General features: G+C 47.6%; 17 protein-coding genes. 3 read left to right on the plus strand and 14 right to left on the minus strand.

Annotated elements, in window-relative coordinates; translation table 11 throughout:
* Window positions 1-139: 139 nt before the first annotated feature.
* Window positions 140-964 carry a 3'(2'),5'-bisphosphate nucleotidase CysQ gene (gene cysQ / locus IE163_RS14960; RefSeq protein WP_189433802.1) on the minus strand — a complete coding sequence of 275 codons (825 nt, stop codon included), beginning with the start codon at window positions 962-964 and terminating at the stop codon, window positions 140-142.
* Window positions 942-1,529 carry an ADP compounds hydrolase NudE gene (nudE, locus tag IE163_RS14965; RefSeq protein ID WP_189433803.1) on the minus strand — a complete coding sequence of 196 codons (588 nt, stop codon included), beginning with the start codon at window positions 1,527-1,529 and terminating at the stop codon, window positions 942-944. Before nudE ends, cysQ begins: the two co-directional genes overlap by 23 nt.
* Before the next feature lie 60 nt (window positions 1,530-1,589).
* Between nudE and yrfG the strand changes: the two genes are divergently transcribed.
* The gene (gene yrfG / locus IE163_RS14970) at window positions 1,590-2,261 is read left to right on the plus strand and encodes a GMP/IMP nucleotidase (RefSeq protein WP_189433804.1); all 672 of its coding nucleotides are present in this window, start codon (window positions 1,590-1,592) and stop codon (window positions 2,259-2,261) included.
* Here yrfG and IE163_RS14975 read toward each other — a convergent pair.
* The 12 genes from IE163_RS14975 to gspC are packed head-to-tail and all read right to left on the minus strand — an operon-like array spanning window position 2,258 to window position 13,444.
* Window positions 2,258-3,034, minus strand: coding sequence for a type II secretion system protein N (locus IE163_RS14975; RefSeq protein WP_229833594.1), 777 nt, complete (start codon window positions 3,032-3,034; stop codon window positions 2,258-2,260). The two genes, yrfG and IE163_RS14975, sit on opposite strands and share 4 nt — an antisense overlap.
* The gene (locus IE163_RS14980; RefSeq protein WP_189433805.1) at window positions 3,009-3,479 is read right to left on the minus strand and encodes a type II secretion system protein M; all 471 of its coding nucleotides are present in this window, start codon (window positions 3,477-3,479) and stop codon (window positions 3,009-3,011) included. Before IE163_RS14980 ends, IE163_RS14975 begins: the two co-directional genes overlap by 26 nt.
* On the minus strand, window positions 3,476-4,666 hold the full coding sequence (gspL, locus tag IE163_RS14985; protein ID WP_189433806.1) for a type II secretion system protein GspL: 1,191 nt from the start codon (window positions 4,664-4,666) through the stop codon (window positions 3,476-3,478). The genes IE163_RS14980 and gspL overlap by 4 nt, the downstream gene beginning before the upstream one ends.
* Entirely contained in the window at window positions 4,663-5,655 is a 993-nt protein-coding gene (gene gspK / locus IE163_RS14990; RefSeq protein WP_189433807.1) for a type II secretion system minor pseudopilin GspK, read from the minus strand. Before gspK ends, gspL begins: the two co-directional genes overlap by 4 nt.
* Window positions 5,652-6,266 (minus strand): type II secretion system minor pseudopilin GspJ, encoded by a 615-nt coding sequence (gspJ, locus tag IE163_RS14995; protein WP_229833595.1) that lies wholly within the window; start codon window positions 6,264-6,266, stop codon window positions 5,652-5,654. The genes gspK and gspJ overlap by 4 nt, the downstream gene beginning before the upstream one ends.
* Entirely contained in the window at window positions 6,256-6,648 is a 393-nt protein-coding gene (gene gspI / locus IE163_RS15000; RefSeq protein WP_189433808.1) for a type II secretion system minor pseudopilin GspI, read from the minus strand. The genes gspJ and gspI overlap by 11 nt, the downstream gene beginning before the upstream one ends.
* Window positions 6,648-7,217 (minus strand): type II secretion system minor pseudopilin GspH, encoded by a 570-nt coding sequence (gene gspH / locus IE163_RS15005; protein ID WP_189433809.1) that lies wholly within the window; start codon window positions 7,215-7,217, stop codon window positions 6,648-6,650. Before gspH ends, gspI begins: the two co-directional genes overlap by 1 nt.
* Window positions 7,217-7,654 carry a type II secretion system major pseudopilin GspG gene (gspG, locus tag IE163_RS15010; RefSeq protein ID WP_308430903.1) on the minus strand — a complete coding sequence of 146 codons (438 nt, stop codon included), beginning with the start codon at window positions 7,652-7,654 and terminating at the stop codon, window positions 7,217-7,219. Before gspG ends, gspH begins: the two co-directional genes overlap by 1 nt.
* Before the next feature lies 1 nt (window position 7,655).
* The gene (gene gspF, locus IE163_RS15015; protein ID WP_189433810.1) at window positions 7,656-8,879 is read right to left on the minus strand and encodes a type II secretion system inner membrane protein GspF; all 1,224 of its coding nucleotides are present in this window, start codon (window positions 8,877-8,879) and stop codon (window positions 7,656-7,658) included.
* Window positions 8,879-10,390 carry a type II secretion system ATPase GspE gene (gene gspE / locus IE163_RS15020; RefSeq protein ID WP_189433811.1) on the minus strand — a complete coding sequence of 504 codons (1,512 nt, stop codon included), beginning with the start codon at window positions 10,388-10,390 and terminating at the stop codon, window positions 8,879-8,881. The genes gspF and gspE overlap by 1 nt, the downstream gene beginning before the upstream one ends.
* On the minus strand, window positions 10,387-12,477 hold the full coding sequence (gene gspD, locus IE163_RS15025; protein WP_189433812.1) for a type II secretion system secretin GspD: 2,091 nt from the start codon (window positions 12,475-12,477) through the stop codon (window positions 10,387-10,389). The genes gspE and gspD overlap by 4 nt, the downstream gene beginning before the upstream one ends.
* 28 nt (window positions 12,478-12,505) lie before the next feature.
* Complete coding sequence (gspC, locus tag IE163_RS15030) at window positions 12,506-13,444, minus strand: type II secretion system protein GspC (protein WP_189433813.1); 939 nt, start codon at window positions 13,442-13,444, stop codon at window positions 12,506-12,508.
* A 229-nt stretch (window positions 13,445-13,673) separates the two neighbouring features.
* Here gspC and hslR point away from each other — a divergent pair, with 229 nt between their 5' ends.
* Both hslR and hslO read left to right on the plus strand, forming a co-directional pair.
* Window positions 13,674-14,087 (plus strand): ribosome-associated heat shock protein Hsp15, encoded by a 414-nt coding sequence (hslR, locus tag IE163_RS15035; protein ID WP_189433814.1) that lies wholly within the window; start codon window positions 13,674-13,676, stop codon window positions 14,085-14,087.
* 10 nt (window positions 14,088-14,097) lie between these two features.
* Window positions 14,098-14,943: an Hsp33 family molecular chaperone HslO gene (gene hslO, locus IE163_RS15040; protein WP_189433815.1), complete on the plus strand. Its 846-nt coding sequence runs from the start codon at window positions 14,098-14,100 to the stop codon at window positions 14,941-14,943.
* Window positions 14,944-14,960: the final 17 nt, after the last annotated feature.

Raw genomic sequence — 14,960 nt, forward strand, 5'->3', positions numbered from 1 at the left:
CTTTCTGCTCAAAAAACACCCGCGTATAATAGCGTTTTTTGGCACTAAAAGATAGTTATGTTTTCAGGCTAATTAGGCTATAAGGCAATAAATACGCGGCCTCTAGCCAGTTGCTTAATTACTAAAACTGGTAATTTTATTACAAAATGCGGGCTGTAGATTTGGCTTTAATCAGCTGTTGCCAGGGTAACTCAGCCTGACCTATCACCATAAAATCAGGATTAGCTAAGGTTTCTCGCTGATTGTAACTTAGCGCCGAAAACTGACTATCCAGAATTTTACCGCCCGCTTCTTCAACAATAACCTGCACCGCGCCAGTATCCCATTCGCCGGTAGGGCCAAGCCGTAAATAACAATCTGCTTTACCTTCAGCGACCAGACAACTTTTCAACGAGCAGCTACCCAGTGGAATATATTGCACTTGCTGGTCGGCATTCAGTAAGGCGGTAATGGGTTCTAAGGGTTGACGACGACTAACGGCAATGCGCAATTGCTCACCGGGTTGATGTTGGTGCACCTGAATGCGATTGATCAGATTTTTTTGCTGTTTAAAAGCACCATTGCCACGGGTTGCATAATAAAGTATGTCTTCCTTTGGCCAGTAAATAACCCCCAAAGCTGGCCAGCCATGCTCCACCAAGGCGATGCTAACAGCAAAGTCGCCACTGCGCGCCACAAATTCCTGGGTACCATCCATAGGATCAATTAGCCAGTAGCGTGGCCAGTCGTACCGCTGGGTTAACGGCACTAAATGCGTTTCTTCAGAAATGATCGGGATTTCTGGCGTAAGTGCAGATAATTTAGCAATGATATGAGCGTTTGCTGCAAGATCAGCAGAGGTTACCGGACTGAGATCCTGCTTGTTATGTTCAGTAAAATCACCACTTTGATACATTTGCCACAAAATAGCCCCTGCTTCACGGGCTGTGGTTTTTACAGGTTCAAGCAGTTTGCTTAAAAACATCCGGATGAGCTTCCAAATACTGTTGAGCAAGCAACAAAGCCGCTACGCTTCGCGCTTCGGTAAAATCAGCCTGTTGCAGTAAAGCTGCGGTGTGCTGCCGCGACCAAGTGATTAACTCTAGTGGTTCAGGTTCATCCCCAGCCAGGCGCTCTGCATATAAGTCAAAGGCCAATACTATGTGCATTGTAGCATTAAAATAGCCGGGTGCTAAAGCCAGTGATTTTAACTGGATAAAACGTCCGGCACCAAAACCTATCTCTTCTTTTAATTCGCGGTTAGCCGCGGTCAATATGTCCTCGCCGGGATCAATTAATCCTTTTGGAAAACCCAGCTGATAATCATGGGTACCGGCGCAATATTCACGCACCAGATAAAAATTATCTGGATCAGGACAAGCGATAATCATCACAGCGCCACGATTACTGCCACGCATCCTTTCATAAGTGCGTTCTTCACCATTACTAAAACGAAGCTGCAATTGCTCAACTTTAAACAAGCGACTTTGCGCGATGATCTCTTGGGCAAGAATTTCCGGCTTCTGTTTGTCGCTGTAACGCTGCGTCATACTTTGCTCTCTGTTAAACTAGATTATGGCGTACTATAAAACGAATAATAGGAAAAACCTATGCTGCAATGGTCCGAAATAGATACCGTACTGCTGGATATGGATGGAACACTACTGGATTTACACTTTGATAATTATTTTTGGCAAGTGCATCTACCAAAACGTTGGGCTGAAATCGCGGGGATAAGCGAACAAGCAGCGACCACAGAACTAATGACCGAGTATCAGCACTTACAAGGTAAACTGGAGTGGTATTGTTTGGATTACTGGGGGAAACGCCTGCAGCTACCTATTACCGAGCTGAAACGGGAAATTATGCATAAGATCCAGATGCGTGCTGATGTTCCTGAGTTTTTAACTGCACTAAAAAAAACCGGTCGCCATGTCGTGCTGGTCACTAATGCTCACCCGGATAGTCTATCACTGAAAATTGAGCGGACGGACTTGGCAAACTACATCGAGCAGCTGATCTCTACTCATGAATTTGGTGTAACTAAAGAAAGCCAGGCGCTGTGGCAACGCCTGCAACACCGGCTGGGATTTGATCCCAACCGCACCCTTTTTGTCGACGATAGCTTACCCATACTGCAGTCGGCAAAACAGTATGGCATTAAGCATTTACTGGCAGTGGCTAATCCAGATAGCCAAAAACCCCATACAACCTTTGCTGAGTTTCCTGCCATTACAGACTATCAGGTGCTACTAGCAGATATTTATCAAAGCCGTCGTTAAAAGTTAAGCGAGTAACGGCCATTTGCATCAGGCTGGCCGACAAAGCGCATCGCCTGATGCACCTCCTCTGGTAAACTGGCATCGGGCAGTAAACTGCCCTGCACTCTCAAGTTACCGGCAGGTGAAACCGTTACCCGAACCGCCAACGATAACAGATTTTCCGGATCCGTGATCAGTACTGGCTGCCCCTCTTCACAACTTAAGCTGGCATGAATATGCTTTAAATCCAGCCAGGTGCCTGTAGGTGGCTGTAAGCTGGCATCTAGCCAACTTGCTTGCCCTTGCAAACCCAGACACTGCTGTTGCGCTAATTGCAGTTGCTGAATGTCGATCAGCAATTCGCCCGTAGCCTGCACCGGTAGTGGCAATTGTAAATAGGGTAACAAATTGGCCACCGGCAGCTTTAGCATGGTGTTTTGTAACCTGATACTGCCAAAACCGGCCTTTATTGTGGCTTGCAGATAAGGCTGCTCGGGCACTTGTAATGAGCCACTCTGCACCTGTAATCTGGCTGATAAGCCAAGCAATGACCAAGGGTTTAATTGCCAGCTAACAGCAGGTAAGCGCAGCTGTTGGTAGGATAATTGCTGAATTTCACCCCGCCACAAAGTCCCTGAAACTGGTCCTAGCTGCACTCCAGCCGGTAAAGGTGCTAAACGCAGCCACCAGCTGGCCGGAGTTAAAACGAATAAAAATACCAGATATAAAACGAATCCAAGCAGAGCTAACTTCCAATGCTTTCTCATATTATTCAATAACCATTCTTCTGACACGCACGACACCTGGGCGATCGGTAACGGCCACATCTAAATTAACCAAACGCACACCGTTTTGATACTGTAGTTGATGCAACCACGGTAATAACTGGTCAAACGCCAGATCTTCCAGTACCAGCTGTAACTGCTCGTTCTGCGGTTGCATACGGCTAACGCGGATATTAAAACTCCGGGCGCTATTACTAACAATTTGCGCTAAACTGCCCCCCGTGCGCTCTGGACCAGCAGCAGCCTGTTGTAACAATGGCCTCGCTTGCTGGAACGCAAGAAGTTGCTGTTCAAGCTGCTGTAAAGCGCTGGCATTGCGCTGCTTAGCTTGATGTAGCGGCTGCCACAGCCCCCAATAAAAAAGCCCTAACAACAGTAGTGGTCCTGCTACCAGCAGCAGCTTTTGCTCACGTACAGCTAAGCCATACCACCAACGCAAGATCTGCGACTTCATAATTTACCTCGCATCACAACCGAGCCTTGTACTCTATTACCGTCATTACTGAGTGCGCCTTGCTCGACACTATAACCTGCCTGTTCTATCTGCAATTTCAATTGTTCAAAACTGGGGAAACCCGCAGCACTAGCAGTAAAACGTAATTCCTGACGATTGGCATCATAACGTAACGAGTCTAAACGAATATCCGGTATGCTTTCTAAGCGCAATTGCAGTGCGGCCAACAAGCCCAAAAAGTGTTGCTGCTCACCACCCGCCCCAACATTTTGTAGTTTTTGTTGTAGTTGCCGCGATAAGTTTGTTATACGCTCGCCCGGAAACACCTGCAGATATTCTGCACGTAGCTGTTGCTCAAGCTGGCTAAGTTGTTGCTGTTGTTGCCACACCTGGCCTGCCAGCTGCAATAAGTACAGCACCACGCAAGCACTCACTAAGGCCACGCTAAACCGCCATTGTAACCAATGTTGATTTTGTCGGCGTTGCGGCGCGTAAGTACCTTGTAACATCGTGAAATCGGTTTTACTTAGGCCTCTAGCTAACAATGCCAAGGGTAACTCAGGCATCGCGGCTTGATTTTCTTGCAGAATATGTGCCGGCCATGGACTATAGCTAGTAATGACAGGGAAATTCGCTAATGCCAGATAGTCTGGCCACCAGCCACTTTCCACTGCTGTAGCTTGCCACTCATCTTGTCGTAACAACCATTGCTGTTGTAGTTCAATACAACATGGCACTGTTTCTGCCGGTAGTAATAATGCATCGGGTAATAAGCGGCTGACACTAAAGCCTGCTACTTGCAGCCAATCCAACCATTGCTCAATACGCTGTCGCTGACACAACGCAACCTGCTGCCAGTACTGACCGGCGACGAGCTCAGCCTTACCTAAGGCTAGATAGAGCTTATCAATATCTTCTGCATGCTCTTCTTCTAGCATATAAGGCAACGCTTGCAATAACTGTTTATTTGGCTTCGCAGGCAAGGCCACTTTCTTTAACACGACATCCGCAGCCGGTACCAAAGCCACTACCGGGCGTTTACCCAATCGCTCTGCTAAGGCAGAGAGTTCAGTTGCAGCCGCTATCTCACCGCTAGCGATCACCTCTTGCGTTAGCTCTGACCAAACTAACCAACTAATACTGTGCTCAGCCTTGCTGCCCAGCCTGATAATTAATTGTTCATTCATCCCTGGCCTCCAAAACGCCGAGCCAAAACCCTGATTGCATTATTTTCTTCTCGTTTGAATGTCACGGTTAATCTGAATCCTGATTCAAGATAGGCCGTAGTTGCCTGCAGTTTAAAGTGTTCGGATCTTACAGTCAGTACTGACTTAACGTCTTCTGGCACGGTAATACCCGCTAAAACCGAATGTTGTAAAAAGCTTTCTATATCACTAAAGCCATCTTCCGGGCGACTCAAAATGACTTCCTGAGCCTGCGCTGAGCTTAATTCCGGTAATAGTGCTGCCAACAGTACCGCCGTATCCTCGGTCAGGGTATTTACATTGAGTTTTAGCGTATCGCTCTGTGGTATCACGCAAATATAAGGCAGCAGCAATTGATAATCCGCCGCTGTCAGGTCCAGCATTAATCGCAGTTCGCTTTCCGACACCATAAGACTATTGGCGGTGTAATACGGAAACAGCAAACCGGCATAATCGTCTTGCTCTGCACCACCGGCCGTATTTAACAAGCTGTCTTCATCCAACCAATCACTCACTCTGGCAGTTAAATACTCTGCCGGCAGGCTCAATTCTGGTGCTACTTGCTCCAGCAAGCGCTGAAAGCTGCGTTGTGCTAAGGTCTGCTGTGGTTGCCCAGCTTGGGTTCTTTCGGGTTGTTGTTGTAAAGCATTTAGATTAAAACAACTATTTAAATCCAAAATCTCCCCGGCAATTTGGCCGTCCTCAACCATAAAGCTGGCGCCTTGTTGCGCCCAGTCCTGACCTAGATGTACCGTTGCGGCATCCTCTAAAGATCGGCGCAGCAAAACACGGGCAAAGGCTTCTGCTGACATGCCATACCAAAAAGCTTGCTGCTGCTGTTGCAGATTTTGCTGACGCTGCAGCTGCAGCTGTAAGCGACCACTCATTGCTACCGCAATAACCGCGACAATGGCGACAATCATCAGCACCGTTAATAACGCAACACCGCGCTGCCGACAGTAACAGTTCATTGCTGACCTCTACGCCATAAGCCATTGGGTAGAACAAAAATACGTTCTAGGTCACCAAAGTCTTGCTGGACGAGACGCACCTTTACCGCTTGCGGTAAATACTGATGATGCCAGCGCTCTTCCCATTTATCGTCAAACAAATAGGTGATTTCAAACGCCTCGACCCCCTCTAACAAGAGTTGTTGCTGCGGTTCAGTATTGTTCACCGCATCCACATAGAGGGTAAATAAACGCTGTAGCTGCCCTTGCTGTAACCGATAAGCCACACCTTGCACTTCGCTACGCGGTAAAATCATACCGGGATTACGCCAGCCTTGCTGGGTAAAACTCACACCATGGTCTTCACTGGCCAACAGGTATTGCTCACCCCAGAGTCGCTCTTGTTTTGGCGGATCGCCCTCTAGGCGCACATAACGCGCACTAATTTGCATAAAGTCGCGCTCCAGCATCAGCATAGTGCGCTGTACCTGCTGCAACCGCAACATAGCAGCCTGTGAAGCCTGATCACTATTAGTTACGCTGCTTAACACCGCGACTGATGCTAAACCTACCAAAGCAAACAGCAACATGGCGAGCAACATTTCTAAAAAGGTAAACCCCTTACTGCTCATCAGGACGCCCAACATAGGTTTTGAGCTGATAAATCATCACATCCGGCTGTTCCGCTAAACTGATCGTAATATTTAACTCGCGTAAATCCGGATCGGGTACGGGGGTCGCCCTTAATTGCCAAAGCCAGTTGCGGTTTGCCATGACAACCTCGCCCTGTTGCAACTCCCGGGGTGGCCAGCTTGGTTCCAGCAAAGCAAGTTGTAATTGGTTGTTAGCAATAAAGCCGGCGATCGTTAGCTCCTCTAGTTGCCAAACCGCCCGTAAGTGGTTAGAGCTAGCCTGCATAATAGCCACCCCTGCAGTAGCAAAAATAACCAATGCCACCAGCAACTCTAGCAAGGTGAAACCTTTGCCGGATAGGATGTTTCGGTATCTGACCATTAGTTATCGTCCGCACTGTAACGGGTTAATGGGATACTAAAATCGGTACCAAGTTGCGCTTTAAAGACCTTAAGGTCCGCCGAAGCGTTAAAACTGAGCCGAAATGGGCTAATCTCACCAGAGGACAAAATAAACACTTGTGGTAACGGTGGCTTGTTTTCTGTGCTTGTTGCCGTCAGCGAAGTGTCTTCGTCCTGTTGCCACTCTAATTGGCTTAGTAAGTTTTGCTCTGCGCCAGGTAAACCATCCAGTTCCAGCTGCAGGCTGATCCTTTCAGGCAACGCATACTTTCTGGCTGCCGTGGGTTCTTGCACCCATTGCCAGCCATTATCATTAAAGTAGGCGAAGGCGTAGCTGTTTTCCGTAACCACTAGGCCCCATTCCTGTTGCCGTAATTGCGCGGTCTCGGCAATAAACTGAAATACCTGCTGAAAACGCACAGCCTCTTTGTTGACCTGCTCTTCGGCAGTATCACCAGTAAAGTTCAATACCACTACACTGGCTAGAATACCGATTAAAACAATAACCAGTAAGACTTCCAGTAAAGTAAAGCCTGTGCGTTTTGGCATTAATTATTGCCTGAGCTGGCACCGTCCAGATTCCAGTTACCAATATCATCATCGGTGCCGGCAACCCGGTCAGGTCCTTTACTAAAAACATCTATTCTGCCCATTTGTCCGGGACTGACTAAAATATAGTCCTCACCCCAGGGATCTCTTGGCAAGCGGCGAATAAAGCCATCTGCCGGGAACACGCGTGGCACCGGCTGTGAGGTAGCTGCAGTAACCAAAGCCTGCAGGCCTTGTTCTGTAGTTGGATAGAAACTGTTACGCAAGCGGTACATATCCAGCGCATTCTCTAATTGCTGAATATCGACGACGACTTTCTGGCGCGCAGCTTCTTCTTGGTTACCCATTAGGTTAGGCACAACAAAGCTCGCCAGCAGCCCCAGAATTACAATAACTACCATTACTTCAAGTAAGGTAAAACCGGCACTTTTCTTCATTTCAATATTTTCCTACCATATTATTAAGTTCAAGGATTGGCAGTAAGATGGCCATTACTATTAAACACACTATTACTGCCAATATAATAACCACCAACGGCTTAAAAATTTCCAGCGAAACGGTCATCGTCATCTCAAATTCACGATCCAAAGTATCTGCCGCCCGCTCTAACATTGCATCAAGCTGCCCACTTTTTTCCCCGCTGGCAATCATATGCAACATCATCGGCGGAAACAATTTGGTTTGCTCCAAGGCGGCGCGGAGTGAAGTACCTTCTCTTACTCTGGCAGCCGCCTCCGCTACACTTTGCCGCATATGGGTATTGGATAACACATCGGCGCTAATACGCATTGCCTCTAATAACGGTACGCCACTGGCATTCAAAATGCTTAGGGTACGGGCAAACCTGGCGGTGTTTACGCTGTTAACGATACGGCCTATCACCTTTACCCTTAAGATACGCCTATCATAATTCAATTTAAACTTGGGCTTGGTAAGCATTCGCCGCCAGCCCACCAGCGCCAGCATCAGTAGAATGATCACCCAGATACCGTGTTGCTGCACGACCTCGCTGGCACTGATCATAAAGCGAGTTAGTGCCGGCAATTGCTGCCCCATATGCTCGAATTGCTCAGTAATTTTTGGTACAACCGCCGCAAGTAAAATGCCGATAACCAATAACGAGACAACCACCATCACCACCGGATAGACCGAGGCCATCAAGATTTGGTTGCGCATATGTTGTCGTTGCTCGGTGTAATCGGCCAAACGGTTGAGCACCTGATCCAAATGACCAGACTTCTCACCCGCCGCCACCATAGATCGAAACAGATGATCAAACACATGGGGAAACTCAGCCAGGCCCTCCGCCAGGCTATAGCCCTCAACAACCTTGGAGCGAACAGACATCATCATATTTTTTAGACGAGGCTTGTCACATTGTTCTGCTACTGCCAGCAAAGCACTTTCTATCGGCAAAGCTGCCGCGACTAATGTCGCAAGCTGTCGGGTAATCAGCGCCAGCTCCGACGCCGAAATTTTGCGTTTAAACCAACTCTTACCACTGGCTAACAGTTTTTCTTGTTGCGATGCTAATTCCACTGTTAGGGGTGTGAGTTTTCGCTCGCGTAATAACTGCCTTGCCTGACGCGCATTGTCCGCCTCCAGCACGCCTTTGGCTTTTTTACCCCGCACATCCAGTGCCTGATATTCAAAAGCAGCCATTACAGATCCTCACGGGTCACACGCAGCACTTCCTCTAGCGTCGTGATACCGGCAAGCACTTTGGCGAAACCGTCAGCCCGAATGCTGGGCGTGAACTGCCGGGCATATTTTTCGATACTTTGCTCGCCTTTGCCGTTGTGGATCATCTCCCGCATCGCATCGTCCACCATAATCAGTTCATGAATACCGGTACGGCCTTTATAACCACTAAAATTACAGTGTTCACAACCTGTCGCACGATAGATCACTACCTCATCTTTTTTGGTAAGATCAAGTAAGTTACGCTCTTCTTTATCAGGCTGATGTGCTTCTTTGCAGTGTGGGCATAAGGTTCGCACCAGGCGTTGCGCTAAAACACCCAACAAACTGGACGAGAGCAAAAAGGCTTCTATGCCCATATCTTCTAACCGTGTCACGGCACCGGCGGCGGTATTAGTGTGCAAGGTAGACAGTACCAAGTGCCCTGTTAAACTGGCTTGTACGGCAATTTGTGCCGTTTCTAAATCGCGAATCTCCCCTACCATCACCACATCGGGATCTTGGCGTAAAATCGCTCTTAAACCACGGGCAAAGGTCATATTAACCTTGGTATTCACCTGGGTTTGGCCTATCCCCTCCAGTTCGTACTCTATGGGATCTTCTACTGTCAGAATATTACGATCTTTGGTATTAATTTCGCTAAGACCGGCATAAAGCGTAGTACTTTTACCCGAGCCGGTTGGGCCGGTGACCAAAATAATGCCATGCGGTTTTAAAATAAGCTGGGCGAATAATTTTTCTACCCCGGGTTTCATCCCTAAATCAGCTAAATTAAGATGGGAGTTATTTTTGTCTAACAAACGCAGCACCGCCCGCTCGCCGTGGCTAGATGGCATGGTAGAGACACGCACATCAACGGCTCGGCCAGCAATACGTAAGCTAATACGGCCATCTTGCGGTACCCGTTTTTCGGCGATATCCAGCTTTGCCATAACTTTAATCCGCGACACCAGCAGGCTTGATAGCCGGCGATGCGGTCTAAGTACTTCTCTTAGCAACCCATCCACCCGAAAGCGAATAATCAAGGCTTTCTCAAAGGTTTCAATATGGATATCAGACGCGCCCAATTTAATGGCTTCGCCTAACATGGCGTTAATGAGTTTGATAATAGGTGCATCATCTTCGTTTTCCAGCAGATCTTCCGTTTCCTGAATATCTTCTGCTAAGGACGCTAAATCGACTTCGTTACCGATATCTTCCATTAATTGCTGCGCTTCCGAAGAATCTCGCTGATACGACGCTTCCAACAACGCTTCAAAAGCCAGTGCATCCAATTTTTGCACCACAAAGGGCTCGGCCAGCAAACGACGCACTTCCAACAGCGCCTGCGGTTGCGTCCCCGGCTGCACGTAAAGCACCCAGCTATCTACTTGCTGTTGTAATAACACGCCGTAACGTTTAGCAAAGCCAAAAGGCAGCCGGATTTTACTGCTAACCGGCGCTATCTCCGTTTCGGTTATGGCGGCACTCATTGCTGTTTTTTCCCTTCATCCTGCTGCTGGTTTTGCTGCTCCATATATTGCTCGAAACTCGGTGGCAGTTTCAGGCTCTCGTCCCACTCAGGTAATACCGCTTGCGAGGTATTGGGCATTAAACGGATCCCTTCGGCATCGCGCTTTAATTGCTCGGCGCGGATGAAATTGTATTTTTGTTTGCTAATACCGCTGATAGCAGTGCCATCACGCACTATGGTCGCTTTAATAAATACCATAAGATTGCGCTTGCGTTTAGTGACACTGGTAGACTTAAATAAATGCCCTAGCACCGGAATATCACCCAGTAATGGCACCTTAGACTCACTCTCTTGCACATCTTCGTCAATTAAGCCGCCAAGCACAATAGTGGCGCCGTCATCGGTCATCACTGTGGTGCGGATTTCACGTTTATTGGTAATAATATCTACCGCGGTAGCGCCGCTAATACTGGACACCTCTTGCTCAATGATAAGCTGTACAGCATTACCTTCATTAATTTGCGGTGTTACTTTTAATTTAATACCCACTTCCTGGCGCTGTACTTGCTGAAATGGATTGGTATTGTTAGAGCCGGTTGTTGAGCCGGTAATCACAGGAACTTCCTGACCCACCAGGAAAAACGCTTCCTGATTATCCATAGTGGTAATATGCGGTGTTGCCAGCACATTAGAATTGGTGCTGGAGCGAACGGCCTGGAGAATTGCCGCCCAGTTACCATTATAGAAACCCAGCAAGGCGCCATTTAAGCCTTGTAAGGCATCGGCTAAGCCTGAATAGTCACGGTTGGAGTCAGGCGTGCTGGTGGTGGTGGAACCACCACTCGGATTGGCGACTGTTTGTGTAGTTCCCTTTGTAATTTGTGAAGCCTGAGCAGCTCCGGCAGCAATATTGAGAATGGGTATAGTGTTACCCCCAGTAAAGTTAGTACCTCCGCCGTTTTTATTTAACCACTGCACACCAAAGTCAGTCCCATCGCCTTCAAATACTTCCACAATAATGGCTTCGACCAGCACTTGCGCGCGACGGATATCCAGTTGCCGCACCACCTCTTCCAGGGACCGCATCATATCGGGCTGCGCGGTAATAACCAGCGAGTTGCTATCGGCATGAGCCTCGATACTAATTTCCCGCCCTGTGCTGCGTCTGGCAGTTTGCGGGTTAGCGCCTTGCCCACCCTGCACCTCGGCGACAATAGAATCACTAACGCCTTTTAATACCGGTACCAGCTCGTCGGCTTTGGCATATTTTAGGTAAATAACCCGGGTATTACCGCTGGTTTGTAATTCAGCGTCCAAGCGCCGTGCTAGCTCAATCACTCTTTGTCGGGCTTGAGCTTCGCCACTCACAATTACACTGTTCGTGCGTTCATCTGCGACAATTTTCGGCACTAAAAAGTCTGGTTGCTCGCCCCGACCTTGCGAGCGATAGATACTTTCTAAAATGCGTACAATTTCGCCGGCAGAGGCAAAATTAAGTTTTAGGATCTCTAACTCTTGATCACCGGCCTTATCTACCCGTTGGATAATGTCAACCAACCTAGCCACTAAAGCAGCCGATCCGGTCATCATAATGACATTAGAGGGATCATAGTTAACGACATGACCGCCACCGGCCTGATTAACAAACTGCCGCAACAACGGTGCTAAATCACGTACCGAAACATTCCGCACCGGTACGACACGGGTCACCATCTCATCACCGTAGCCCGGGTTTTCGTCCCCTACTACCGGAATGTTGGAAGTCTTAGCATCTTTATTACGCACCACTTTAATGATGCCACTATCCATTTCCACTACAGCAAAGCCATATACTTCCAGCACATTTAAGAAAAACTGATAGTACTGGTCTTCGGTAAGCATATCGTAACTACGCACGTTAATGCGGCCACGTACCTGCGGATCCACGATAATGGTTTTTTTAAGATTCATCCCGACGATATTAATAAACTCATTAATATCCGTACCTTTAAAATTGGGAGAGTATTTAACATCACTGTCTGCAGCCACAGCAAAGCTGAGTAAGCCAGCCAGTAACAGGCTAGCCAGTGTACGGCCTTTATGGCGCGAGAAAAAACCTGATTTCATGAGAGATTAACCAATTCTTATCGTTATACTACTGTGACAGGCTAACCAGAATATCTCTGATTTCGCCATCCCTTTCAATCTTTATTGCTGCCTCGCTCGCATCACGCAAATCGTTAATAATGCGTCCCGCTTGCTGAATATCATTTAGCGGCACACCATTAATTTCGATGGCTAAATCGCCCTGCTGAAAACCGAGCTGTTGAAACATCGCCGCATCTTTGCCTGGCATAAGCCGATATCCTGCTAATTGACCGTCACGTTGCACGGGTGTTACCCGCACATAGTCAAAAAATTTCATTGGCTCAGCCATAATTTCATCACGCTGCGCTTGCAATTCCGGGTTATTAAAACCGGTCGCTATCGGCTCTGCTATTAATATAGGTTCTTGTGCAGCAACAAGCTCAGGATTATCTTCACGTCCCAAACCTGCATTTGCCTGAGCGATGCGGGTAAATTCAACCCCATCTAGCATTAAGGTTTCAAAACGACCATTCTGTTCCAGTAGCACACGATCATCTAATACTTGATGCAGCTTCGCCCGTGTACCCTCCAGCATATCCCCCACAGCGTAAGTTGCCTCGGTGCCACGATGTTCAATAACAGCGCTACCCGCCTCTGGTTTTGCTGGTACCGCAACCAAACCAGTAAGCTTAACGTTTAATTGTGTTTTCGGTGCTTCAGTGACCGCAACTGGTGTAGTAGCCACCACAGGTTCGGCTTTGCCAAATAAAGGATAGCGGGTTAAATTTGTCAGGTCCTGAGGCACAGACCTGTTAGCGGTTGCCTGCACAGGCAACACAGGTAAAACGCTTTCCGGCTTTGGTAAGAACTGCCAGCTAAATTTAGCTAACAACCAAGCTAGCAAAATAACTAAAATCAAATTCACCGTGCCCCGCACAAAAGCGACTGGAATACGCAGCAATTGTTGGCGCAGTTGATTTATTGGTAAAGGCAAGGTCTGATTCATAGCATGATTCTTAATTTTGTTCTAACAGCATCTTACTGAGTTGCTTAGCTGTCAACAAGCTTTGATATGCCTATTTACAAACTTATAACGCGAAAAGTAGGCGACGCTGTAAGCGATTAAGTACTTTTGCTCTATAATAACCTGACTAACAAGAACGACTCTTAACATACCCTTTGTCTGGTAATCAAATAAAATAGCTAATAGATGTTGTTTAGCATATAGGTAAAGTATGACACTTGAGCAGAAAGGTAATGGCCAGGCTTCGGCTGGGATACGCTTGGATAAGTGGCTTTGGGGCTGTCGGTTTTATAAAACCAGGGCGTTAGCAAAAGAGATGATCGAAGGCGGTAAAGTGCATTATAATGGCCAGCGTTGCAAAGCCAGCCGATTAGTTGAACCCGGAGCCACCATCAAACTAGCGCAAGGCACGGACGACAAAATTGTTATCGTGCTTGGGCTGACCGAAAAGCGTCTATCGGCACCACTGGCACAACAGCTGTATCAGGAGACTGCCCAGAGCATTGAGCAACGCGCAGTTCGAGCAGAGTTACGCAAGACGAATTCTTTATTTGCCCCACACCCGGATACTAAGCCAGATAAAAAGGAACGGCGGCAATTGTTATTATTAAAGTCCCAGCAGTGAGAACCTAACCATGGCGTCGGATGCACTAGTACGTTTTTTATTTCAGCACAAGCATGTCAGAGGTGAGCTAAGTTATATTAATGACAGTTTGCAGCAAATGTTGGAAAACCATCAATATCCCTTACCCGTGAAGCAGCTTCTGGCAGAACTGGTGGTTGCTACCAGTTTATTAACTGCCACCTTAAAGTTTGAGGGTGAAATAGCCATGCAATTGCAAGGTGACGGCCCAGTAAAATTTGCGGCCGTCAACGGTAACCATTTGCAGCAATTTAGGGGAGTCGCCCGCTTACAGTCAGAGCTGCAAGGAGAAAGTTTTAACGAGCTTGTGGGCAACGGCTATTTAGTCGTAACCATCACCCCCAAACAAGGCGAACGCTATCAGGGCATTATTCCGCTAACCGGCAATAGTTTAACAACCACACTTGAAGCCTACTTTGCGCAATCAGAGCAATTACCTACCCGTTTGTATATCTTTACTGACATTACCGCACAACATAGAGCAGCAGGCTTATTACTGCAGGTACTGCCGGTAGAGCAGGATAAAGCTCGGGAAGACTTTAATGACTTAGTGACGCTAAGCGATACCCTTACTGCCACAGAGCTATTAAATCTGCCGGCAGAAGAAGTGCTATATCGTTTGTTTCATCAGGAACAGGTTGAAGTATTCCCAACACAAGCCATCCGCTTTATTTGTGGCTGCTCAAAAGAAAAATGCGAAACAGCCCTCTTTAGTCTAGGTCGTGCGGTGGTAGCTGAACAAGTCGCTCTGGGTGGCTTAGATATGTCTTGTGAATACTGCAATACCTCGTACCATTTTACGGCACAGGATCTGCAAGATATTCACGATAAGCTTTAGAATCGCTCGACTTAACT

Source organism: Alishewanella longhuensis (genome assembly GCF_014653435.1).
GTDB lineage: Bacteria > Pseudomonadota > Gammaproteobacteria > Enterobacterales > Alteromonadaceae > Alishewanella > Alishewanella longhuensis.